General features: G+C 65.0%; 23 protein-coding genes. 16 read left to right on the forward strand and 7 right to left on the reverse strand.

The annotated features are described in order from the left end of the window. Nucleotides 1–4: 4 nt before the first annotated feature. From EJV47_RS07810 to EJV47_RS07820, 3 genes are all read right to left on the reverse strand, one after another. Nucleotides 5–715 carry a hypothetical protein gene (locus tag EJV47_RS07810; RefSeq protein WP_126692584.1) on the reverse strand — a complete coding sequence of 237 codons (711 nt, stop codon included), beginning with the start codon at nucleotides 713–715 and terminating at the stop codon, nucleotides 5–7. Nucleotides 716–989: 274 nt separating this feature from the next. After that, on the reverse strand, nucleotides 990–1,748 hold the full coding sequence (locus EJV47_RS07815) for a TIGR02757 family protein (RefSeq protein ID WP_126692585.1): 759 nt from the start codon (nucleotides 1,746–1,748) through the stop codon (nucleotides 990–992). A 159-nt stretch (nucleotides 1,749–1,907) separates the two neighbouring features. Then, entirely contained in the window at nucleotides 1,908–2,924 is a 1,017-nt protein-coding gene (locus EJV47_RS07820; RefSeq protein WP_126692586.1) for a LysM peptidoglycan-binding domain-containing protein, read from the reverse strand. A gap of 187 nt (nucleotides 2,925–3,111) precedes the next feature. On the opposite strand from EJV47_RS07820, the gene kdsB reads away from it, so the two are divergent. Further along, nucleotides 3,112–3,855: a 3-deoxy-manno-octulosonate cytidylyltransferase gene (gene kdsB / locus EJV47_RS07825; RefSeq protein ID WP_126692587.1), complete on the forward strand. Its 744-nt coding sequence runs from the start codon at nucleotides 3,112–3,114 to the stop codon at nucleotides 3,853–3,855. A 69-nt stretch (nucleotides 3,856–3,924) separates the two neighbouring features. Here the strand turns inward: kdsB and EJV47_RS07830 are convergent, their stop codons facing one another. The 4 genes from EJV47_RS07830 to gap all read right to left on the reverse strand — a co-directional run bounded on the left by EJV47_RS07830 (nucleotide 3,925) and on the right by gap (nucleotide 7,021). After that, nucleotides 3,925–4,368, reverse strand: coding sequence for a DUF1622 domain-containing protein (locus EJV47_RS07830; RefSeq protein ID WP_126692588.1), 444 nt, complete (start codon nucleotides 4,366–4,368; stop codon nucleotides 3,925–3,927). Between the two features lie 48 nt (nucleotides 4,369–4,416). Beyond that, nucleotides 4,417–4,755, reverse strand: coding sequence for a translation initiation factor (locus EJV47_RS07835; RefSeq protein ID WP_126692589.1), 339 nt, complete (start codon nucleotides 4,753–4,755; stop codon nucleotides 4,417–4,419). Between the two features lie 173 nt (nucleotides 4,756–4,928). Beyond that, on the reverse strand, nucleotides 4,929–5,828 hold the full coding sequence (locus EJV47_RS07840; protein WP_126692590.1) for a diacylglycerol/lipid kinase family protein: 900 nt from the start codon (nucleotides 5,826–5,828) through the stop codon (nucleotides 4,929–4,931). Between the two features lie 188 nt (nucleotides 5,829–6,016). Further along, nucleotides 6,017–7,021: a type I glyceraldehyde-3-phosphate dehydrogenase gene (gene gap, locus EJV47_RS07845; RefSeq protein WP_126692591.1), complete on the reverse strand. Its 1,005-nt coding sequence runs from the start codon at nucleotides 7,019–7,021 to the stop codon at nucleotides 6,017–6,019. A 350-nt stretch (nucleotides 7,022–7,371) separates the two neighbouring features. Between gap and EJV47_RS07850 the strand changes: the two genes are divergently transcribed. From EJV47_RS07850 to kdpC, 15 genes are all read left to right on the forward strand, one after another. Next, the gene (locus EJV47_RS07850) at nucleotides 7,372–7,953 is read left to right on the forward strand and encodes a TetR/AcrR family transcriptional regulator (protein WP_126692592.1); all 582 of its coding nucleotides are present in this window, start codon (nucleotides 7,372–7,374) and stop codon (nucleotides 7,951–7,953) included. A gap of 89 nt (nucleotides 7,954–8,042) precedes the next feature. Beyond that, entirely contained in the window at nucleotides 8,043–9,125 is a 1,083-nt protein-coding gene (paaE, locus tag EJV47_RS07855) for a 1,2-phenylacetyl-CoA epoxidase subunit PaaE (protein WP_126692593.1), read from the forward strand. Nucleotides 9,126–9,345: 220 nt separating this feature from the next. Then, nucleotides 9,346–10,290, forward strand: a complete 945-nt coding sequence (paaA, locus tag EJV47_RS07860) for a 1,2-phenylacetyl-CoA epoxidase subunit PaaA (protein WP_126692594.1) — start codon at nucleotides 9,346–9,348, stop codon at nucleotides 10,288–10,290. 161 nt (nucleotides 10,291–10,451) lie between these two features. Further along, entirely contained in the window at nucleotides 10,452–10,739 is a 288-nt protein-coding gene (paaB, locus tag EJV47_RS07865; RefSeq protein ID WP_126692595.1) for a 1,2-phenylacetyl-CoA epoxidase subunit PaaB, read from the forward strand. Nucleotides 10,740–10,751: 12 nt separating this feature from the next. Beyond that, nucleotides 10,752–11,549 carry a 1,2-phenylacetyl-CoA epoxidase subunit PaaC gene (paaC, locus tag EJV47_RS07870; RefSeq protein WP_126692596.1) on the forward strand — a complete coding sequence of 266 codons (798 nt, stop codon included), beginning with the start codon at nucleotides 10,752–10,754 and terminating at the stop codon, nucleotides 11,547–11,549. Between the two features lie 134 nt (nucleotides 11,550–11,683). Further along, nucleotides 11,684–12,193, forward strand: coding sequence for a 1,2-phenylacetyl-CoA epoxidase subunit PaaD (gene paaD / locus EJV47_RS07875; protein WP_126692597.1), 510 nt, complete (start codon nucleotides 11,684–11,686; stop codon nucleotides 12,191–12,193). A 173-nt stretch (nucleotides 12,194–12,366) separates the two neighbouring features. Further along, nucleotides 12,367–13,554, forward strand: a complete 1,188-nt coding sequence (locus tag EJV47_RS07880) for a 3-hydroxyacyl-CoA dehydrogenase NAD-binding domain-containing protein (protein ID WP_207895854.1) — start codon at nucleotides 12,367–12,369, stop codon at nucleotides 13,552–13,554. A 124-nt stretch (nucleotides 13,555–13,678) separates the two neighbouring features. Continuing rightward, entirely contained in the window at nucleotides 13,679–14,281 is a 603-nt protein-coding gene (locus tag EJV47_RS07885) for an acyltransferase (RefSeq protein ID WP_126692598.1), read from the forward strand. 61 nt (nucleotides 14,282–14,342) lie between these two features. Further along, complete coding sequence (locus EJV47_RS07890; protein ID WP_126692599.1) at nucleotides 14,343–15,044, forward strand: RibD family protein; 702 nt, start codon at nucleotides 14,343–14,345, stop codon at nucleotides 15,042–15,044. 137 nt (nucleotides 15,045–15,181) lie between these two features. After that, complete coding sequence (locus tag EJV47_RS07895) at nucleotides 15,182–16,222, forward strand: NAD(P)-dependent alcohol dehydrogenase (RefSeq protein ID WP_126692600.1); 1,041 nt, start codon at nucleotides 15,182–15,184, stop codon at nucleotides 16,220–16,222. A 198-nt stretch (nucleotides 16,223–16,420) separates the two neighbouring features. After that, nucleotides 16,421–17,779: a sigma-54-dependent transcriptional regulator gene (locus EJV47_RS07900; protein ID WP_126692601.1), complete on the forward strand. Its 1,359-nt coding sequence runs from the start codon at nucleotides 16,421–16,423 to the stop codon at nucleotides 17,777–17,779. Between the two features lie 310 nt (nucleotides 17,780–18,089). After that, nucleotides 18,090–18,167, forward strand: coding sequence for a K(+)-transporting ATPase subunit F (gene kdpF / locus EJV47_RS29125; RefSeq protein ID WP_126692658.1), 78 nt, complete (start codon nucleotides 18,090–18,092; stop codon nucleotides 18,165–18,167). A gap of 113 nt (nucleotides 18,168–18,280) precedes the next feature. Further along, on the forward strand, nucleotides 18,281–19,978 hold the full coding sequence (gene kdpA / locus EJV47_RS07910; RefSeq protein WP_126692602.1) for a potassium-transporting ATPase subunit KdpA: 1,698 nt from the start codon (nucleotides 18,281–18,283) through the stop codon (nucleotides 19,976–19,978). A 172-nt stretch (nucleotides 19,979–20,150) separates the two neighbouring features. Next, the gene (kdpB, locus tag EJV47_RS07915) at nucleotides 20,151–22,208 is read left to right on the forward strand and encodes a potassium-transporting ATPase subunit KdpB (RefSeq protein WP_126692603.1); all 2,058 of its coding nucleotides are present in this window, start codon (nucleotides 20,151–20,153) and stop codon (nucleotides 22,206–22,208) included. 203 nt (nucleotides 22,209–22,411) lie between these two features. Further along, on the forward strand, nucleotides 22,412–22,984 hold the full coding sequence (kdpC, locus tag EJV47_RS07920) for a potassium-transporting ATPase subunit KdpC (RefSeq protein ID WP_126692604.1): 573 nt from the start codon (nucleotides 22,412–22,414) through the stop codon (nucleotides 22,982–22,984). The last annotated feature ends 133 nt before the right edge of the window (nucleotides 22,985–23,117 follow it).

Genomic DNA, 23,117 nt, shown 5'->3' on the forward strand with positions numbered 1-23,117 from the left:
GCGCTTAGGCGGCGTCGGCCCGGGGGCGGCGGTTGCGCCAGTACACGCCCAGGTAAATCGAGGAGAAGGTGAGCAGGCGCAGGGCCTGCGTCCACTCCACCCCGGGTACAAACATCAGCACCAGCCCGGCCACGAAGCACAGCGCGCAGAGGCCAGCCAGCAGCTGCCCCCAGATGCCCTGGAAAAAGTTAGGCCGGGCCTGGGCCGCGGAGCCGGTTTCGGCCAGCCGGGTCTGCAGGGCCGCGCTCAGCTCGGCCAGGGGCACGAAGCCGGGCTCCAGCTCCTTCAGGACGGAGCGGGGCCGGTCGGCCAGGGTGAGCACGCGGCCATCGGTGCGGTAGAGCTTGAGCTGCAGGCTGTTGTACTGCTCCATACTGGAGTAGCCGCCGATGCTGCTGAGCGGCACGGTTTCGGCGGGCACGCCCTGCTTGAGGGCGCGGCCCAGCGGGGTGAGCTGCAGGCCCGCGGGCGTCAGGGCCACGTCGACGGGAAACTGCCCGCGGCGGTACACCAGCACGGCCGCTACCAGCAGCACCGGTGCCAGGGCCAGCAACACCCCGCCGGCTACCGGCAGGTTTTCGCTCAGCAATACGCCGCCGATGATGCCGCTCATCAGGCCTCCGACGAAACCCAGCACGGCCAGGTATACCAGCCCGTAACGAACCTGAATGCAGTGGCTTTGCAGCTGAGTGGCGGCGGCAGTGGAGGTGGTCATGGCGCGGAAAAGCGGGACGTGGGCGAAGCCGGAACCTACGCTAAAAAAAGCAGCGCCGCAACGGCTACCGCCCCGCTCTATCCACCGGTTGACATGAGTTATCCGCTACGCGGCCTCGTTACGGTTACCGGCGCGCTTGTTAGCCGCTGCCGGCCAGCAGCCAGCGACTAATCCCCCGCCCTCACGATGAAGTAGGCGGGGCTGTTACGGGTCGGTACCGCCCATGCAAGCCCTAGGCCTGCAGGGCGGGCATTTTCGGATTACCCGCTGCCCCTCAGAACTTCTCGTCGATGCCCAGCCCGAACAGGGCGAAGTCGTACTTCACCGGGTCGTGCGCATCGAACTGCCGCAGGTTGTCGGTCAGCTCCGTGGCGGCCTGCCAGTCGGTTTGCTTGCGCCGGAGCAGGCCCAGGCGCCGGGCCACGCGCTCCACGTGCACGTCGAGGGGGCAGACGAGGTCGGCGGGCGAAAGGCGCGTCCACAGGCCGAAGTCGACGCCATACTCGTCGCGGCGCACCATCCAGCGCAGGTACATGTTCACCCGCTTGCAGGCCGAGTTGCGGGCGGGCGTGGCCACGTGCTTGCGGGTGCGCTCGGGCGCGTCGGGCAGGGAGAAAAACAGGTTATGGAAGTTTTCGAGCCGTTCCCGCTGCGTGGCGCCGTTCAGGAAAGCGTCCTCCAGCGAGTCGTGCTGCCCGTAGTACCAGCTGAGCCAGTGCACGAAGTACAGCAAATCGGTGTCGCAGAAGGTGCGGTGGCAGAACTGCTCCAGGCGGCGCAAATCGGCGTCCTGGTGGTGGCGGACGAAGTCGTAGGGCGCGTCGTCCATGCGGGCCAGCAGCTCCCGGCCTTTGTTGAGGATGATGCTGCGCTTGCCCCAGGCCAGCAGAGCCGCAAACAGCCCGCTGATTTCAACGTCCTGCCGCCGGCTGAAGCGGTGGGGCAGGCTGATGGGGTCGGGCGCGATAAACGAAGGCTGGTCGTAGCGCCGGTACCGGTCGTCGAGCAGGACCTGGATTTCCTGGTGGGTCACTTGGTGATAGTAATTAGAACGTCATTCCGAGCGCAGTCGAGGAATCTCGCGTGCTGATGTCCGATAGTAAAATCCTCGTTCAACGAGCAGATTACTTGGGGAAGTCAGCACGCGAGATTCCTCGACTGCGCTCGGAATGACGTGCTTATGATTTCCGCTCTACTCCGGCAGGTAGGACGTCTCGACGCGGAAGCGCTGGTCGGGCGTGCCGAGCACGGCCACGGCGCGCTTGGAGAGGCGCAGCAGCACGGAGGCGTTGTCGCCGGTATCGGGCAGCTTGCCGATAACGCGCACGTACACCACGCGGCCGTTCATAATGTTGCGCACCATCATGATGGTGCCCACCGGGGCGGTTTTGTGCAGGGCCAGGTACTTCTCGGAGTTGCCGCCTTCGATAACCGAGGCCACCCCGCTTTCCGTCACTTTGCGCACAATCTCGCTGGCGCGGGCCGGCTCCGGCTCCTCGTCGGCCGTGGCAACCGGGCTGCTGGCCGGCGTGGTGGCGGCTTCCTTGGCGGCGCGCTCTTTTTCGCGCTCGGCTTCGCGGGCCCGCTCCTTTTCGGCTTCGTCGTCGCGCTCGGGGCGGCCGGTGGGCGGGGCCGTTTTGGGGGTGGCGGCTACGGGCGCCGGCTCCGGGGCCTTGGCAGCGCCCCCGGCCGGCACGATGATGAGCGTCTGGCCCACCCGCACCGCGCCACTGGCGGGCAGCTGCTTGCTGTTGTAGCGCTGCAGCGCGCTCGGGCTCACGTCGAACTTGCGGGCAATGGCGAAAAGCGTCTGCCCGGCCTGCACTTTATACACGCGGTTGCCGGCCGCATCGGTGCTCAGGCCTTTGGCGGCGGCGGAAGCCGCCGGGGCGGGTTTGGCGGCCGTGCTGCTGGCCGGCACCACGGCCCGCAGGCGCGGAATCAGCACTTCGGTGCCTTTTTTCAGCTCGCCTTTGATGCTGGGGTTGGCCTCCATGATTTGCTCCACCTTCACGTCGTAGCGGCGGGCCAGGCCGTAGAGGGTTTCGCCGGAAGCCACGCGGTGCCGCACGAAGGTCTTGCTCTGGCGCACCACCACGCCGACGGAATCGGGCGGGGCCACCGGGGGGGTGTGCGCGGCGGCGGTGAGGGGAAGCAGAAAAAAGCAGAGCGCGGAAAACGCGGGGAAAGTCGGGGTATTACGGGGCATACGGAGGGTAGCGTACGGCACAGCACGCGGCGTTGGAGGGAGGACAAACGAGTCCCGCAGGCCGCGCTACATTGGCGAAAGATACGGAAAGTTGCCTGCGGCGCAGGATTTTGGCCCGCCGCGTGCCAATTTTGCCGGGCATAATCCACACCCGCCGCCCCGGCCGCATTCCCCCGCTCCTGCCCCTATGCACAGCATTGGCATCATTCCCGCCCGCTACGCCTCCACCCGCCTGCCCGGCAAGCCGCTGGTCGACCTGGCGGGCAAATCCATGATTCAGCGCGTGGTGGAGCAGGCCCGCCGGGCCGACCTCGACCGCGTGGTGGTAGCCACCGACGACGCGCGGATTCTGGACCACGTACTAGGCTTCGGCGGCGAGGCCGTGCTTACCCGCCCCGACCACCCCAGCGGCACCGACCGGGTGTGGGAGGCCTACCAGCAGCTCGGGCAGCCGGCCGACTGCGTGGTCAACATCCAGGGCGATGAGCCGTTCATCCAGCCCACGCAAATCAACGCGCTGCTGGCCCTGTTTACCGAGCCGGAAACCCAGATTGCCACCCTCGTCAAGCAGGTTATCAGCCAGGAGGAGCTGTTCAGCCCCCACTTGCCCAAGGTGGTGCTGGGCGCGCAGGGCGAAGCCCTCTACTTCAGCCGTCACCCCATCCCCTACCTGCGCCAGTACCCCTCGATGTCGTGGCTGGAGCACCACCGCTTCCTGCGCCACATCGGCCTGTACGCCTACCGCCCCGCCGTGCTCCGGCAGCTCACCCAGCTGGCCCCCGACGCGCTGGAGCTGGCCGAAAGCCTGGAGCAGCTGCGCTGGCTGGCCCACGGCTTCCGCATCCGCACCGCCGAAACCGATTTGGCTACCCACGGCATCGACACGCCCGACGATGTGCAACGCGCCCTGCGGCAGCTAGGGGCGCAATGAGTGATTGAGTGATTGAGTGATTGAGTGAATAGGTCATACTTGGTTTGGAACCGAGAGTAGCCTGATTCCTTAATTCTTAATTGATTCTCCTTCCGCCTTGGCGTCTACAACTTCTTCGGCGGCGGAGGCTTGCTCCTCCTTCATTTCGCGGGTGAGGAAGAAGTTCAGCGCCGTACGGATAACGGCAATGGCGCCCAGTTGCCCAATCTGCTGCCAGCTGGGCGCTATGGCCGTGGAGAGGATGTCGGCGCCCAGCTGAAACTCCAGCGCCAGGGCCAGGTAGCGGGCCAACGACAGGCGCACGGCCGTGAAATTGGCGGGTCGGCGCCGCAGCAGCATGGGCAGCAATTGCCCCAGGGCCGTCAGGATGCCAATGCCGATGACACCTGCGCCCACCGCCTCCACGCCCAGCTTCAGCCACTGCACCAGCCCGCGCACCGAGCCTTCCACCAGCTCGAACCGCCCCGGAGCGGGCACCGACAACAGCAAGGGCAGCAAAACGGGACAGCGCATGGGCAAGGTGTAAAAACGACCAAATATGGCCTATACGGTCCCGCGGCCCTACCCGCCGATTTTCTTGGCCTTGTAGCCCAGCTTGAGCAGCTCGGCCAGCACTTTCTCGCGGAAGTCGCCCTGGATGAGGATTTCACCGTCCTTGGCGTTGCCGCCCACCCCGCACTTGGTCTTGAGCGTCTTGCCCAGGGCCTGCAGGTCCTCGTCGCGGCCCACGAAGCCGGTAATCAACGTCACCTGCTTGCCGCCGCGCTGCTTCTTGTCGAGCTGCACGCGTAGCTGCTGCTGCTGGGGCGGCAGGGTGCTGGCCTCGGGCTGGTCGTCGTTCTGGTACTCGAAGTCGGGGTTGGTGGAGTACACCACCCCGGTGCGGTTCTGCTTGCTCATCTTGTTGAATGGCTAAACTGTTAAATGGCCAAATGGCTGGCCGGTCTGGTTTGATTCCTAGTCAAGTGGCTGGATGGCTAAATAACTGGCCAGTCTGACCTCAGCACGATCAGCCATTTAACAGTTTGACCAGTCAGCCATTTGGCAATTTAGCCATCCGACCATTTGACAACTTACTTAAACTCCTCCCCTACTACCACCGGCAAAGCCAGCGCCTCCAGCTCCACGGTTACGTCAGCGGCTTCGCCGGCAAAGTCGCCGTCGAGGTGGAAGCCCAGGGGCTGCGGCGACGTGACGCGCACGGTGCGGGCCGTGTGGTAGACCACCGCCCCGGAGGCGGGCAGGGTGCCGGCGGCCAGCCCGTAAGCTACGCGCACGGCCCGGCTCAGCGGCATCTGGTCGATGAGGCAGAGGTCGAGCAGCCCGTCGCGGATGTCGGCCAGCGGGGCAATGTAGGCGTTGTTGCCGTACTGCGCCGCGTTGGCAAAGGCCAGCATGTAGCAATCCGAGGTCAGCTGCTGCCCGCCCAGCTCGATGGTGACGGGCACGGGGCGGTAGCGGCCGTACTCGCGCAGGGCCACGCGCACGTAGGTGGCCAGCCCGCGGGTGCCGGCTTCGGCAAAGCAGCGGCTCACGTGCGCATCGAAGCCCAGGCCGGCGGTGCAGAAGAAGGGCCGCCCGTTCAGCCGGCCCACGTCGATGGGCAGCACCCGGGGGCGGCGCAGCAGGTTCACGGCGGCCGTAGCGTCCATCGGGATGCCCAGGTGGCGGGCCAGGCCGTTGCCGGAGCCGCGCGGCAGCACGCCCAGGGCCGCGCCGGTGCCCAGCAGCCCGCGGCCCACCTCGTTCACCGTCCCGTCGCCGCCCACCGCCACTACGATGCCGAAGCCCTCCGCCGCGGCCGCGCGGGCCAGCTCCTCGGCGTGGCCGGCGTACTCCGTGGGCCGGATTTCGTAGTTCAAAGCGTACTCTTTACCCAGCTGCCGGTTCAGCAGCCCCCGCAGGTCGAAGCGCCGGTTGGTGCCCGAAATCGGGTTGAAGATGAAACACAGACGGGACAGGTTGGCGGGCATAGAGGGCAAAGATAGACCGCGGATAAGAACGGATGGTTGAACGGACAGGAACGGATTTGTTCAGGCGGTTCGGGCGGGCATTGGCCGCATCCACTTCTATCCGTTCAAGCATCCGTTCCCATCGGTGGTCAACAAAAAAGCCAGCCCCGCCGAAACGGAGCTGGCTTTCCTGGTGAGTCAGCCGCAGCTTACTTCACCATGTTGCCGAGTTTCTCGAGCAGGTCGGCGGTGCGAGTCGAGTAGCCAAACTCGTTGTCGTACCAGCCCACCACTTTCACCAGCGTGCCGTTGGCCGAGGTCAGCTCCGAGTCGAAGATGCAGCTGTGCGAGTTGCCCACGATGTCGATGCTCACCAGCGGGTCGGTCGAGTACTCCAGGATGCCTTTCAGCGGACCTTCGGCGGCTTTCTTTACGGCCTCGTTGATCTGCTCCTTGGTTACTTTCTGCTTCAGGATAACCGTCAGGTCGGTCGTGGAGCCGTCCGGAATCGGCACGCGCATGGCCACGCCGTCGAGCTTGCCCTTCAGGTGGGGCAGCACCAGGCCCACGGCCTTGGCAGCACCCGTCGAGGTCGGGATGATGCTGTAGGCAGCGGCGCGGGCGCGGCGCAGGTCTTTGTGGGGCGCGTCCTGCAGGTTCTGGTCGGAGGTGTAGGCGTGCACCGTGGTGATGTAGCCCTTCTCGATGCCGAAGGCGTCATCCAGCACCTTGGCCATCGGGGCCAGGCAGTTGGTGGTGCAGGAGGCGTTGGAGAGGATGGTTTCCTCGCCGGTCAGGATGTCTTCGTTGACGCCCAGTACCACGGTGGGGATGTTGCCGGTAGCCGGGGCCGAAATAACGACCTTCTTGGCGCCGGCGGTCAGGTGCTGACCAGCACCCGCTTCGTCGGTGAAGCGGCCGGTCGATTCCAGCACCACGTCCACGCCCATGTCGCCCCAGGGCAGCTGCTTCGGGTCGCGCTCGGCCAGGGCCGCAATGCGCTGGCCGTTGACGGTCAGGCTGTTCTCGTCGTACTCCACGGTGCCATCGAAGCGGCCGTGTACCGAGTCGTACTTCAGCAGGTGGGCCAGCGTCTTGTTATCGGTCAGGTCGTTGATGGCGACTACCTCCACGTTCGGGCGGCTCAGCAGCGACTTGAACGTCAGGCGGCCAATGCGGCCGAAGCCGTTGATGGCAACTTTGATTTTAGCCATAAAGGGGAAAGGAAACGGTTTGGGCCCCAAGCTCCGGGCCGATGGAGAGAATGCGCGGGCGAAGGTACACGGCTTAGGGAGAAATGCCAACCCGACCCTCCTGTACTGCCCCGACCCGGTGCGGGCACGGGGCCGGGAAGCTGGCGGCCCGGCCAAGCACCGGCGTTTTCGCCCCTACCCTTCGCCATACTATAGGTTGGTGCGCCGGGCAGCCGGCCCGGAATTTCAGCACCTAAACCGCCCGGCGGCCCGGCTTGTTTGCCGAAACCTGTTTTCCCCGTCTTCTTACGAACATTTGTTAGAGAAAATCAGTACCTTTCCTGCCCCGAGCTGTACTCCCCGCCCACCCTATGCTGACGACCAAGAAAACCATTCGCCGCCAGGTGATACTGGACGAGGCGGCCAAGCTCTTCAAGGAGAAGGGCTACGGCGGTACTTCCATGCGCGACCTTGCCGGCAACGTGGGCCTGGAAGCGGCCAGCATGTACAACTACATCAAGGGCAAGGACGAAATCCTGGAGCTGATCTGCCAGCGCATTGCCGGCATCTACATCTCCCAGCTCCACGACATCGAGCAGACCGAGGCCACGTACGCCGCTAAAGTGGAGGCGCTGATCCGGCTGCATATCCGGCTGATGGTGGAGGAAGGTCCGGCCGTATCGGTGGCCAACCACGACTGGAAGTACCTGCCCGAGCCCCAGCTGACCGAGTTCAAAGATGCCCGCAAAAGCTACGAGCAGGGTTTTGCCCGGCTGGTCGAAGAGGGCATCCAGGCCGGCGAGTTTCAGCCCCTGCACCCCTCGGTGGCCTTGTTTACCATCCTCTCGGCCGTGCGCTGGGTGGAGCTATGGTACCGCCCCGGCCGCGGGCTGTCGGCCGAGGAGCTGGAAAATGACATCGTCGCCATGCTGCTGAAAGGGCTGGCGAAGTAGTGCGTAGTTGGTGGTGCTTGGTGCTTGGGCCGTTCTGGCGTCAGCACGAACCAAGCACCAGGCACTAGGCACCAAGCACTAAACACGACATGAGCCGTTTTCATAAAGTCAAAGTCAAGAGCATCGTGCGCGAGACGTCCGACTGCGTATCGGTGGCGCTGGACGTGCCCACGGAGCTGCGCGAGGCGTTCCGGTTTACCCAGGGCCAGTACCTGACCTTTCGGCGCGAGCTGAACGGCGAAGAAGTGCGCCGCTCCTACTCCATCTGCTCCTCCCCGCTCGATAACGAGTGGCGCGTAGCCATCAAGCAGGTGCCGGAGGGGCGGTTTTCCTCGCACGCGGTGCAGCAGCTGCGCGTGGGCGAGGAGCTGGAGGTGATGCCGCCGATGGGCCGCTTCTACACCGAGCTGCACCCCGCGCAGCAGAAGCTGTACGTGGCCTTTGCCGCCGGCTCGGGCATTACTCCGGTCATGTCCATCGTGAAGACCATCCTGCTGACCGAGCCCCAAAGCCAGGTGTATCTGGTGTACGGCAACCGCGGGCGCAACTCCATCATCTTCAAGGAGCAGATCGAGGCCCTGAAGAACAAGTTTGTGGACCGCCTGAGCGTGTACCACATCCTGAGCCGGGAGCACGGCGACACGGACCTGTTCTTCGGTCGCATCGACAAGCACAAGGCCGAGCAGTTTCTGCAGAAGATTATTCCGCCCCGGGAAATCGACGAGGCCTTTATCTGCGGGCCGGAGGAAATGATTCTGGGCGTGAAAGAGGCCCTGACCGAAGCCGGCGTGGCCCCCGAGAAGGTGCACTTCGAAATGTTTACCTCGGGCGAAGCGGGCGAAAAGCGCAAGGCCGAGCGGCAAACCCAGCGCCCCGCGGGCGAAGACGACAAGCACAGCCGCGTGACGGTGCAGCTGGAAGGCTCGCAGTACCCGCTGGAAATGTCGTACTACGGCGACACGATTCTGGACGCGCTGCTGGAGCGCGGCATCGACGCGCCGTACTCCTGCAAGAACGGCATGTGCAGCACCTGCCGCTGCCGCGTAACCGCGGGCACGGTGGAAATGGACGTGAACTATTCCCTCTCCGACACGGAAGTGGCCAAAGGCTACGTGCTCAGCTGCCAGGCCCGCCCGACTTCGGAAATGGTGTCAGTGGATTTCGACCAGTAAGCGTAGTCATTGAACGAACGAAAAAGGCCGTCATGTCGAGCGAAGTCGAGACATCTCGCTCGGTAGTAATTTCTTCGTTGAACAAAAGTTACTCTCGGCCATCAGCACGCGAGATGTCTCGACTTCGCTCGACATGACGTTCTAGAGCGTCAGGCGTAAGCTCCGCAGAAAAATTTCCCACTTTTGCTAACGCTTGTTAGTAAATCGTTGTTAGCCCCTCATGGAAACGGCTGAACTCACCCAGGAAGAACAATTCCAGACCCGCATCGACGCCGACGTGCGCATCGAGCCCAAGGACTGGATGCCCGAGGCGTACCGCAAGACGCTGATCCGGCAGATTTCCCAGCACGCGCACTCCGAAATCGTGGGCATGCTGCCGGAGGGCAACTGGATTACCCGCGCCCCCTCGCTTAAACGCAAGGCCATTCTGCTGGCCAAGGTGCAGGACGAAGCCGGCCACGGCCTCTACCTCTACTCCGCCGCCGAAACCCTGGGCGCCTCGCGGGACCAGATGCTGGCCGACCTGCACTCGGGCAAGGCCAAGTACTCCAGCATCTTCAACTACCCCACGCTGAGCTGGGCCGATATGGGCACCATCGGCTGGCTGGTGGACGGGGCGGCCATTCTGAACCAGGTGCCGCTGTGCCGCACCTCGTACGGGCCCTACGCCCGGGCCATGGTGCGCGTGTGCAAGGAGGAAAGCTTCCACCAGCGCCAGGGCTTTGAAATCATGCAGACCCTGAGCGAAGGCACGCCCGAGCAGAAGCAGATGGCCCAGGAGGCGCTGAACCGCTGGTGGTGGCCCACGCTGATGATGTTCGGCCCCAAGGACGCCGACTCGCCCAACACCGAGCAGTCGATGAAGTGGCGCATCAAGCGCTTCACCAACGACGAGCTGCGCCAGAAATTCGTGGACATGATGGTGCCGCAGGCCGAGTTCCTGGGCCTGACCGTGCCCGACGAGAAGCTCCGGTGGAACGAAGCCAAGCAGGGCTACGACTTCGGCGAGGTGGACTGGGCCGAGTTCTGGGACGTGGTGAAGGGCAACGGCCCCTGCTCCCGGGAGCGGCTGCAGGCCCGCGTCGACGCCTGGAACGAGGGCGAGTGGGTGCGCGAAGCCGCCCTGGCCCACGCCGCTAAAAGGAGTGCAAGAGGGAAGGTTTAGGGTATGAGGGTAAGGGGGTGTGAGGGTAGGAGTTGACAAGGCAAAACGTTCGTACGACTTTCCGTAACCCAACTCCGATACCCCAACCCTCTTCGCCCTTTCAACCTTAAAAACCTCACCCCTCCTAAACTCCTACCCTCCTACCCTCACCCCCTAATTACATGTCCCAGAAAGAATGGCCGCTGTGGGAAGTTTTCATCCGCAGCAAGCAGGGCCTCGACCATAAGCACGTGGGCAGCCTGCACGCCGCCGACGCCGAAATGGCCATCCAGAACGCCCGCGACGTGTACACCCGCCGCCTCGAAGGCGTGAGCATCTGGGTGGTGGAATCGAAGCACGTGCACGCCTCCAACCCCGACGACGCGGCCGCCTTCTACGAGCCGGCCAACGACAAAATCTACCGGCACCCCACGTTCTACACCGTGCCGGACTCCATCAAGCACATGTAACCCGGGCCAATTATGCAGGACACGCATACCATCCTATTGCCCGAGGTGACGCCGGAAGTGCGACAGCAGCTGTTTGACTACGTGCTCCAGCTGGCCGATACCAGCCTGATCCTGGCCCACCGCCTCTCGGAGTGGTGCGGGCACGGCCCCATTCTGGAGCAGGACCTGGCCATGGCCAATATCTCACTCGACCTGCTGGGCGAGGCCCGCAGCTACTACCAGTACGCCGCCGAGCTGGAAGGCCAGGGCCGCACCGAGGACGACCTGGCCTACCTGCGCAGCGCGGTGCAGTACCGCAACCCGCTGCTGGTGGAGCAGCCCAACGGCGACTTCGCCCACACCATCGTGCGGCAGTTCCTCTACGACGCGTTCCACTACCACCTGCTCGTGCAGCTGCAAACCGGCCCCGACCGGCAGCTGGCCGCCATTGCCGAAAAGTCGGTGAAGGAGGCGGCCTACCACGTGAAATGGAGCGCCGAGTGGGTTATCCGCCTCGGCGACGGTACCGACGAAAGCCGCCGCCGCGTGGAAACGGCCATCAACGCCCTCTGGCGCTACCAGGGTGAGCTGACCACGCCCACCCCTACCGAGCAGGCCCTGCAAGCCGTCGGCTTCGTGCCCGGCTACGCCGCCATTCAGCAGCAAATCGACCAGCACGTGGCGCGGGTATTCGAGGAAGCTACGCTAGCGGTGCCGCAGGGCGTGTTTGCGCAGAAGGGTGGCAAAACCGGCCGCCATTCCGAGCACCTGGGCTACCTGCTCACCGAGCTGCAGTACATGCAGCGGGCCTACCCGGGCATGAAGTGGTAGGGTTTCTCGACGCATATTTAAGAACGTCATGCTGAACCTGTCGAAGCAGCTCTACTGCACGATTTCAACGCAGCGGTAGAGCTGCTTCGACAGGCTCGGCATGACGGCCTAACCGCCGTTCAACGCTACGCCGCATGACGCCTACCCCCCCCCCTACCATTCCCACCGAGGACCGCATCTGGCAGCTGCTGGAGGAGGTAGCCGACCCCGAAGTGCCGGTGCTCAGCATCCTGGACCTGGGCATCGTGCGCGGGGTGCGGGTGGCGGATGGCGAGGTGCACGTGACCATCACGCCGACCTACTCCGGCTGCCCGGCCATGGGCGTCATTGCCACAGAAATCCGGCTGCGGCTGCTGGCCGAGGGCATTACCAGGCTCCACATCCACAATCAGCTCAGCCCGGCCTGGACGACGGCCTGGATGACGGCAGCCGGCAAGCAGAAGCTGGAAGCCTATGGCATTGCCCCGCCCAAAGACGTCACCGGCCACGTGCTCAACCTCTTCGGCCAGGACGAAGCCATCCGCTGCCCCCACTGCCAATCGGCCAACACCCGCCTGGTCAGCCAGTTCGGCTCCACCGCCTGCAAGGCCCTCTACCAGTGCGACGACTGCCTGGAGCCCTTCGACTACTTCAAGTGCCACTGATGGGCCATTAGGCCGTCATGTCGAGCGAAGCCGAGACATCTCGCTCGATAGCAATTCCTCTCGTTGAGTTTACTATTGGGCATCAGCATCAGCACACGAGATGTCACGACTTCGCTCGACATGACGGCCTAACTTCTCTCCTACCATTTAGCGCCCAACTACTCCTTCCAAACATGGACAAGATTACCATCGGCATCATCGGCAGCGGCGCCATGGGTGCCGGCATTGCGCAAGTGGTGGCCCAGGCCGGCCACCCCGTTTTCCTGTTCGACCTCAACGCGGCGGCCCTGCAGCGCGCTACCGCCGGCATTCAGGCCAACCTGCGCAAGCTCGCCGAGAAGGGCAAGCTCAGCCCCGAAGAGGCCGAAGCCGCCATCGGCCGGGTGCGCTACTGCAAGGATCTGCAGTGCTTTACCTCCTGCGGGCTGGTCATTGAGGCTATTGTCGAGGAATTGGGCGTGAAGCAGGCCGTGTTCCGCGACGTGGAAGCCGTGGTGCCCGCCGACTGCGTACTGGCCTCAAATACTTCGTCCCTGTCCATTGCCTCCATTGCCAGCGCCTGCCAGCGGCCCGAGCGGTTTATCGGCATCCACTTCTTCAACCCCGCCCCGCTGATGCAGCTGGTGGAAGTCATTCCGGCGGTGCAGACGCGCGCCGGGCTGGCCGCCGAAATCCGGGCGCTGGTGCAGAGCTGGGGCAAGCTGCCGGTTATCTGCCAGGACACGCCGGGCTTTATCGTCAACCGCGTGGCCCGGCCCTACTACGGCGAGGCCATCCGCCTGCTGGAAGAGGGCGTGGCCGACGCGGCTACCATCGACTGGGCCCTGACCGAGCTGGCGGGCTTCCGCATGGGCCCGTTTGCGCTGATGGACTTTATCGGCCACGACGTGAACTACCGCGTCACCGAATCAGTCTTCACCGCCTTCTTCTTCGACCCGCGCTTCAAGCCCTCGTTCACCCAGAAGCGCCTGTTCGAGGCCGGCTACTACGGCCGCAAGTCGGGCCGCGGCTTTTACGACTACCGCGACGGGGCCACCATGCCCGAGCCGACGCGCGACGAGGCGCTGGGCCGGCAGATTGTGCAGCGGGTGCTGGCCATGCTCATCAACGAAGCCGCCGACGCGCTACACCTGCGCGTGGCCTCGCGCGAGGACCTGGAGCTGGCCATGACCAAGGGCGTGAACTACCCCAAGGGCCTGCTGCGCTGGGCCGACGAGCTGACGCCCGCCGCGGTGCTCCAGACCCTCGACGCGCTCTACGAGGAGTACCGCGAGGACCGTTACCGCGCCAGCGTGCTGCTGCGCCGCCTGGCCCGGGCCGGGCAGACCTTCTTTCCGGCTCCGGCCGAAGTGGCTTCGTAAGCAGCCGTAGCGCGGGCTTGGCTACGCCTTCCTTTGGTTTAGCCCGCGTCCGTCAGATAGTAATTCAAATCCGCCGACGCAGTAGTCGTTCAGGCAAACGCGGGCTGAAGCCCGCGCTACTACCATGATTTACTCCTTCAACGGCATCGTCCCCGTGGTGCACGAATCGGCCTTTGTGCACCCGCAGGCTACCGTCACCGGCAACGTCATCATCGGCCGCAACGTGTACGTGGGGCCCGGCGCGGCCATTCGCGGCGACTGGGGGCAGATTATTATTGAAGATGGCTGTAACGTGCAGGAAAACTGCACCGTGCACATGTTTCCGGGTACCACGGTGCGGCTGATGGAAATGGCCCACATCGGCCACGGCGCCATCATCCACGGCGCCACGGTGGGGCGCAACGTGCTGGTGGGCATGAATGCCGTCGTGATGGACCGCGTGGTCATCGGCGACGAAAGCATCATCGGGGCGCTGGCGTTTATCAAGGCCGACGAGGTGATTCCGCCGCGCAGCCTGGTGGTGGGCAACCCGCACAAAATCATCCGGCAGGTAAGCGACGACATGCTGGCTTGGAAAACCGAGGGCACCCGCATCTACATGCAGCTGCCGGCCGATTTGCACGCCTCGCTGCAGCCCTGCGAGCCGCTACGCGAAGTGCCCGCCGACCGCCCCGTGCAGGCCGGCGGCTACGCCACCTGGGCCGAGCGTAAGGCGCAGAACGAATAAGCCGGGCCCTCCACTGCGGCCGGCTACCGCCGCGGGGCCGCCGCGGCCGTATAGCGCGGGTATGAAAAAACCCCACGTCATCTGCCACATGATGTCCTCGGTCGACGGGAAGATTCTTTCCGCCAACTGGCAGGACCAGCAGCTCACCGATACCTTCGCTGGCTACTTCGAGAAGTACCACGACACCTTTACCAGCCAGGCCTGGATGTGCGGGCGCGTCACGATGGAGCGCGACTTCTCCGGCGGCGTGCCGCCCCGGCCCCAGACGCCCCCGCAGCCCATTGCCCGGGAGCCGTTTATCGGCAACCCCGACGCTACTTCCTTCGCCATTGCGGTGGACGCGCACGGCAAGCTGGGCTGGGACGCGAACGAAACCGGCGGCGACCATATCATCGAGGTGCTGACGGAGCAGGTCGGGGACGACTACCTCTACTACCTGCAGCAGCAGGGTATTTCCTACTTGTTTGGGGGCCAGACGGAAATCGACTTCGCCATGGTGCTGGAGCAGCTGGCCGAGCTGTTTCCCATCGAGACGCTGATGCTGGAGGGCGGCGGCCACCTCAACGGCTCCCTGCTCAACGCGGGCCTCATCGACGAGCTGAGCCTGCTGCTGCTGCCCATTGCCGACGGCACGCCCAAGTCGCCGACCACCTTCGAAGTCAGCGAGTACCTGGCCAAAGGCCCGGCTACGCGCCTGCACCTGACGCAGGTGGAGCAGCTCGACAACGACGTGGTGTGGCTGAAGTACCGTTTCCGCCCCTAACTGCTGGCGGCCGGCGCGCATTCCGCCCCGCCCTTTGAAAAATGTAGTAAGCCGTTTGAAAGCAGTAGGCGGGAACGGGCGCGCCTACGGCTAGCTTTGCGCGACATCAACTCCCGACCTACCAAACCAGACCATTCATGATTCAGACCAAAGGCTACGCCGCCCAGACCCCGTCTGCGGACCTCACCCCCTGGACCTTTGAGCGCCGCGACGTCGGCCCGCACGACGTGCAGATTGACATCCTCTTCTGCGGCGTGTGCCACTCCGACCTGCACCAGATTCGCAACGAGTGGTTTCCCGGCATCTTCCCCATGGTGCCCGGCCACGAAATCGTGGGCCGCATCAGCCGCGTGGGCGACCATGTAAAGAAGTTCCAGGTTGGTCAGCTGGCCGGCGTGGGCTGCATGGTCGACTCCTGCCAGGTGTGCTACAACTGCAAGGCCGGCGAGGAGCAGTACTGCGTGGAGGGCAACACCCAGACCTACAACAACCTCGGCCGCGACGGGCAGCCCACCTACGGCGGCTACTCCACCACCATCGTGGTGCGCGAGGAGTTCGTGGTGAATGTGCCCGAGAAGCTCGATCTGGCCGCCGTGGCCCCGCTGCTGTGCGCGGGCATTACTACCTATTCGCCCCTGAAGTACTGGAAAGTGGGCCCGGGCCATAAGCTGGCCGTGGTGGGCCTCGGCGGGCTGGGCCACATGGGCGTGAAGTGGGGCGTGGCCTTCGGGGCCGAAGTGACCGTGCTGAGCACCTCGCCCGCCAAGGAAGCCGACGCCAAGGCCCTGGGCGCCCACCATTTCGTGGTGACCAAGGACGAGGAGCAGCTCAAAGCCGTGCAGGCCTCCTTCGACTTCATCCTCGACACCGTGGCCGCCGACCACGACATTCCGCTGTACCTGTCGCTGCTCAAAACCAACGGCACGCACATTTTGGTGGGGGCGCCGCCCAAGCCGCTGGAAATTCCGGCCTTCGCGCTGATTCCGGGCCGCAAGAGCGTGTCGGGTTCCACCATCGGCGGCATTGCCGAAACCCAGGAAATGCTGGACTTCGCCGCCGAGCACAACATCGTGTCCGACATCGAGCTGATCAACATTCAGGACATCGAACAGGCCTATGAGCGCATGGTAAAAGGCGACGTGCGCTACCGCTTCGTCATCGACATAGCCAGCCTGTAGGCCCGCCCTGCGGTGCCCCGAGCGGCCCCGCCGCAACGCGTCAACCCGCGTTGCGGCGGGGCCGCTTTGTTGTTGGCAGCTGCCTTCACCCCACCGGTACCGGCTGCCTCCAGACGGGCATAGCCTCGTCGTTGCGTTACTTTGCCGCCCGCCGGGGCCGCGGTACCGCCCCGGCCGCCACTCCTTCCCCCGCTGCCCATGTCCGCCGGAACCGTACTCCTCATCGACGACGAAGCCGATTTGCGGCAGCTGCTGGCCCAGGTGCTGGAGCTGGAAGACTACCACGTGCTGCAGGCTCCGGATGCCCGCCGCGGGCTGGAGCTGCTGCGCCAGCACGCCGACGAGGTGCTGGTGGTGCTGTCGGACGTGAAGCTGCCCGACGGGCACGGCGTGGACCTGCTGCCGCGCTACAAAGCCCTGGCCCCGCTGGCCGAAGTGGTGCTGCTCACCGCCTACGCCCGCATTCCCGACAGCGTGCAGGCCATGAAGCAGGGCGCCTTCGATTACCTGGCTAAGGGCGACGCCGACGAGCAGATTGCCGTCATCGTGGAGCGGGCGGCCGACAAAGCCCGGCTGCAGCAGCGGGTGGCCGAGCTGGAGCGACAGGCCGGTGCGCAGTTTTCGTTTGAGTCTATGGTGGGCGCGTCGGCGGCGCTGCGCGAGGCCCAGGCGCTGGCCCGGCAGGTGGCCACCACCGACGCCACGGTGCTGTTGGAAGGTCCCACCGGCGCGGGCAAGGAGCTGTTTGCCCAGGCCATTCACCAGGCCAGCCCGCGCCGCCCCAAGCCCTTCGTGGCCATGAACTGCTCGGCCTTCCCGAAGGATTTGCTCGAATCGGAGCTGTTTGGCTACAAGAAGGGCGCCTTCACCGGGGCCACCGTCGACAAGAAGGGGCTGCTGGCGGAGGCCCACGGCGGCACTTTATTCCTGGACGAAATCGGGGAGCTGGAGCTGGGTGCCCAGGCCAAGCTGCTGCGCGTGCTCGAAACGCAGACGTTTATCCGCCTCGGCGACACCAAGCTCACGCAGGTGAACGTGCGCATCGTGGCGGCCACCAACCGCAACCTGCGCCAGGAGGCCGACGCCGGCCACTTCCGCGCCGACTTGTACTACCGCCTGTCCGTCTTCACCATTCCGGTGCCCGCCCTTAGGGAGCGGGCGGCCGACATCGAGCCGCTGGCCCGGCACTTTCTGCAGCACTTCGCCGCCAAGCTGCGCAAGCGCCTGCCCGGCCTGGCCCCGGAGGCGCTGCGGCAGCTGCAGCGCCACGACTGGCCCGGCAACGTGCGCGAGCTGAAGAACGTGCTGGAGCGCGCCGCCATCCTCACCCCCGACGGGCAGCCGGTGGACCTGGCCCAGCTGCCCGCCGAGCTGCGCCTCGCTCCCGCCCCCGGCACGCCCGCCGCCGACGCCACCGACCAGCGCCTGAGCGCCGTGGAAGCCCGCCACATCCTGCTGGTGCTGCAGCAGGCCGGCGGCAACAAAGCCGAAGCCGCCCGCCGCCTCGACATCGGCGTGGCCACGCTCTACCGCAAGCTGCAGGAGTACGGACTGTAGCGCGGGGCTCGACCTCTCAAATCAATAACTGAGCCTCTCAATTTGATAGGCTACCCGCTGCGGCGCTGCTTCCCGGAGGCAGCGCCGCAGCTTTTTTCAGCTTGTCTGACAAGTACATACACCCGTCGCAGCTCATCAGCCGCCGAACCGGGCGCGGGAATTGGCCCTGGGCCGCCGTCACCTTACGGCTTACGCCCATGCTTCACCCCCTCGTTGATTTCGTCCTGCTGCTGGCCGCCGGGCTGGCCTGCTTCGGGCTGTTCTACCGCTCCCTCGACTGGTTTGACCGCCTCTAACCCGCTGCCCCATGATGACCGCCCTGTTTGTCCTGGCCCTGGCCACGTTCGGCTACCTCGGCTACGCCCTGCTGCGCCCCGAGAAATTCTAACGAGTGAATGAGTGATTGAGCGAATGCGTGAAGTAGCCATACGGCACCTCGCATTCCAGCCAATCCGGGACGACAATCACTCATTCACTCCGTCACTCACTCACTGATTATCCATGACCTCCCAATACCTCGGCGTCGCGGTGCTGTTCGCGTTTGCGGTACTGACGGCCGTACCGCTGGGCCGCTACATCGCCCGCGTCTTCCAGGGCCAGCGCACCTGGACGGACTTCCTCGCGCCCCTCGAAAACCTGCTCTACCGCCTCAGCGGCATCGACCCCGCGAAGCAGATGAGCTGGAAACAGCACCTGCTGGCCCTGCTGAGCATCAACCTGGTGTGGTTCGTCTACGCCTTCGCGCTGCTCTTCACCCAGGGCGCGCTGCCGCTCAACCCCGACGGTAACCCCTCGCAGTCGGCCGACCTGGCCTGGAACACGGCCGTTTCCTTCCTGGTCAACTGCAACATCCAGCACTACTCGGGCGAAACCGGGGCCACCTACCTCACGCAGCTGGTGGTGCTGATGTTCCTGCAGTTTGTGACGGCCGCCACGGGCATTGCGGCGCTGGCGGTGGTGTTCGAGGCCCTGCGCCAGCGCACCACCGAGCAGCTCGGCAACTTCTGGTTTTTTTTCGTGCGCAGCATCACCCGCTTGCTTCTGCCCTTGTGCCTGCTGGTAGCCACCATCCTGGTATTCAGCGGCACGCCCAATACGCTGCAGGGTAAAGCGCAGTGTATCAGCGTGGAAGGCGACACCGTAAACGTGTCGCGCGGGCCGGTGGCGGCGTTTGTGGCCATTAAAGAGCTGGGCACCAATGGCGGCGGCTTCATGGGGGCCAACGGCGCGCACCCGCTCGAAAACCCCACCTACTTCACCAACCTGGTCGAAACCTGGGCCCACCTGATTATCCCGTTCGCGGTGGTTTTCGCCTTGGGCTTCTACCTGCAGCGCCGGCGCCTGGGCTGGATGATTTTTGGCACCATGACGGTGGGCTTTTTGATGCTGCTCGGGCCCACACTCTACTACGAAACGCACGGCTCCCCGGCCCTGAGCAGCCTGGGCGTCGACCAGAGCCTGGGGGCGCTGGAGGGCAAGGAAATCCGCTTCGGCGCGGTGGCTTCGGCCTTCTGGGGCATCAGCAGCACCATCATTTCGGTGGGCTCCGTCAACTCCATGCACGACTCCTGGATGCCCGTGTCGGGCGCCATGGCCCAGCTGGGCATGATGATTAACGCCTTTTACGGCGGCTGCGGGGTGGGCGTGCTCAACTTCCTGGTCTACCTCATCATTGCCGTGTTCATTGCCGGGCTGATGGTAGGCCGCACGCCGGAGTTTCTGGGTAAGAAAGTGGAAGCCGCGGAGGTCAAAATTGCCATCCTCATTGCCCTGCTGCACCCCTTCCTGATTCTGGCCGGCACGGCCCTGGCCACCTACGGCTACAACCACGACCCCGCCGGCCTGAGCGGCTGGCTGGCCAACCCCGGCGCCCACGGCTTCTCGGAAATGCTCTACGAGTACACCTCCGCCGCGGCCAACAACGGCTCCGGCTTCGAGGGCCTGGGCGACAACACGCCCTGGTGGAACGTGAGCATCGGCGTGGTGCTGCTGCTGGCGCGCTACCTGCCCATCATCGGCCCGGTGGCCATTGCCGGCCTGCTGGCCCGCAAGAAGCTGGTGCCCGAATCGGCCGGCACGCTGCGCACCGACACCGGCACCTTCGCCGTGATGATTCTGGCCGTCATCTGGATTATCGCCGCCCTGGCCTTCTTCCCGGCCCTCACGCTGGGGCCCTTGGCCGAACATTTTGCGCTGTAGTCGCCTCACCCCTAGCCCCTCTCCGAAAAAGGAGAGGGGGACTAGCCTAGCCTTTTAGTCTTAGCCTTTTCATGCGCAAAGCCTCCCGAACTAGTATCTAGGGTTAGAAATCTAGAGCTAGTTCCCCCTCTCCTTTTTCGGAGAGGGGACTAGGGGGTGAGGCGCCCTTCCCATGAAAACTCAATCCCCTTCCCTTTTCCAGCCCGAGCTGGTGCGCGAGGCCCTCAAGCAGAGCTTCGTCAAGCTCGACCCGCGGCTGATGGTCAAAAACCCGGTGATGTTCACCGTGGAGCTGGGCACCGCGGTGATGCTCATCGTGTCCGTCATGGTGCTCGTAACGCCCGGTGCCGAGCGGACGCAGGGCTCGGCCGGCTACAACGTGGGCATTTTCCTGCTGCTCTTTGCCACCTTGCTCTTCGCCAACTTTGCCGAGGCCATTGCCGAAGCCCGCGGCAAGGCCCAGGCCGATTCGCTGCGCAAAACCCGCCAGGACACGCCCGCCAAAGTCCGCCGCAAGGACGGTAGCTTCGACGTCGTCAGCTCGGCCCAGCTGCAACGGGGCGACGTGTTCGTGGTAGAAGCCGGCGAAATCATTCCCACCGACGGCGAAATCATCGAGGGCCTGGCTACCATCGACGAGTCGGCCATTACGGGCGAGTCGGCGCCGGTCATCCGCGAGGCAGGCGGCGACAAATCCTCCGTCACGGGCGGGACCAAAGTGCTGTCCGACCGCATCGTGGTGCTGGTGACCACGGCCCCGGGCGAGTCGTTTCTGGACAAGATGATTGCGCTGGTGGAAGGCGCCTCGCGGCAGAAAACGCCCAACGAAATTGCCCTTACCATTCTGCTGGCCGGCTTTACGTTGGTGTTCCTCATCGTGTGCGTGACCTTGGTACCCTTCGCCAACTATGCCAAAGCCACGCTGACGGTGGCCGCGTTGGTGAGCTTGTTCGTCTGCCTGATTCCGACTACCATCGGCGGGCTGCTCTCGGCCATCGGCATTGCGGGCATGGACCGCGCCCTGCGCGCCAACGTCATCACCAAGTCGGGCAAGGCGGTGGAAACGGCCGGCGACATCGACGTGCTGCTGCTCGACAAAACCGGTACCATCACCATCGGCAACCGCCGCGCCACCCACTTCTGGCCCGCGCCGGGCGTGGCCGAGGCCGCCTTCGTGGAAGCCGCCACCCTGGCCTCCCTCACCGACGACACGCCCGAGGGCAAGAGCATCGTGGAGCTGGCCGCCCAAGCCGCCGACGGCAGCCGCCTGCGCCAGCGCATAGAGGGCGCCCAGCTGATCCGATTCACGGCCGAAACTCGCTCCTCGGGCGTTGACCTGCTGCCGGCGCACGGCGGCCTGCGCCTTCGCAAAGGCGCCACCGACGCCATCCGGCGGCTGGTGGAGCAGGCCGGCAACCCTTTCCCCACGGAGATGCAGCAGCGCGTGGAGGCCGTGGCCAGCAACGGCGGCACGCCGCTGGTGGTTAGCCAGAATGAGCAGGTGCTGGGCGTGGTGGAGCTGCAGGATATCATCAAGCCCGGCATCCAGGAACGCTTTGAGCGCCTGCGCAAAATGGGCGTGAAGACGGTGATGGTGACCGGCGACAACCCCCTCACCGCCCGCTTCATTGCCGAAAAAGCCGGCGTCGACGACTTCATTGCCGAGGCCAAGCCCGAGGACAAGATGCACTACATCCGGCAGGAGCAGCAGGCCGGCAAGCTGGTGGCCATGATGGGCGACGGCACCAACGACGCCCCCGCCCTGGCCCAGGCCGACGTGGGCGTGGCCATGAACTCGGGCACCCAGGCCGCCAAGGAAGCCGGCAACATGGTGGACCTCGACAACGACCCCACGAAGCTCATCGAGGTGGTCGAAATCGGCAAGCAGCTGCTCATTACGCGCGGCACGCTCACCACCTTCAGCATTGCCAACGACGTGGCCAAGTACTTCGCCATCGTGCCGGCGCTGTTCGTGGCCTCCATCCCGGCCTTGCAGGGGCTGAACATCATGCAGCTACACTCCCCTGAATCGGCCATCCTGAGTGCGGTGATTTTCAACGCCCTCATCATTCCAGCGCTGATTCCGCTGGCCTTGCGCGGGGTGCAGTACACGCCCGTAGGCGCCTCGCAGCTCTTGCGCCGCAACCTGCTCGTCTACGGCCTGGGCGGCGTGGTGGTACCCTTCGTCGGCATCAAGCTGATTGACTTGCTGGTCAGCGTGTTCGTGTAAAGCCCCCGTAACCCACGCTGGCGCCGGTTTAGCAACGCCAGTTGCGTAACCGGTGCCCAAAATAAAGCAGGCTTTCAGCCTGCGTGACCAACCGAACGGGCCCGTCGAGCGGCCGATAACGCAACGCAGGCTGAAAGCCTGCCCGATTACAGGCACCGGTTACGTCGCTGCGCGACTAAACCGGCGCCAGCCCCACTACTGCCATGAAACTCTTCCGTCAATCCCTGATTCTCACCCTGCTGCTCATTGTGCTGTGCAGCGTGCTGTACCCGCTGGCCATCCTCGGCATTGCCCGCCTGGCGCCCGGCGCGGGCGAAGGCCAGACGCTCAGCCGCCACGGCCGCGTGGTTGGCTACGCCCGCCTCGGGCAGCGCTTTCAGCGGCCGGAGTACTTCCACTCCCGCCCCTCGGCCGTGGACTACAACGCCGCCGGCTCGGCCGGCTCCAACAAAGCCCCCTCCAACCCCGAGTACCAGGCCCTGGTGCGGGCCCGCCTCGACACGTTTTTGCGCCAGAACCCGGGCGTGCAAGCCGCCGAAGTGCCCGCGGAGCTGCTCACCGCCTCCGGCTCGGGCCTTGACCCGGACCTCTCGCCCCGGGGCGTGCTGGTGCAGGTGGCCCGCATTGCCCGCCTGCGCGGCGTGGAGGCCGAAAAGCTGCGCGCATTGGTGCAGCAGCAAACCGAAAGCCCGCTGCTGGGCTTGCTGGGCCCCGCGCGCGTGAACGTGCTGCGCCTGAACCTGGCCCTGGACGAGCTGGCCCCGCTGCGCCGCTAAGCCCCCCATGCGCCCAAACCCGGCACCCCGCGTCGGCTACGGCTGGCTGGTATGGCTGGCGCTGACCGCCGGCCTGCTGCTCGCCCTGTACTTCTAATGCCATTTTCTCCCGCTTTTGCGTAGTGCGGCTAAG

The organism is Hymenobacter gummosus (assembly GCF_003970915.1).
GTDB classification, from domain to species: Bacteria; Bacteroidota; Bacteroidia; order Cytophagales; family Hymenobacteraceae; genus Solirubrum; species Solirubrum gummosum.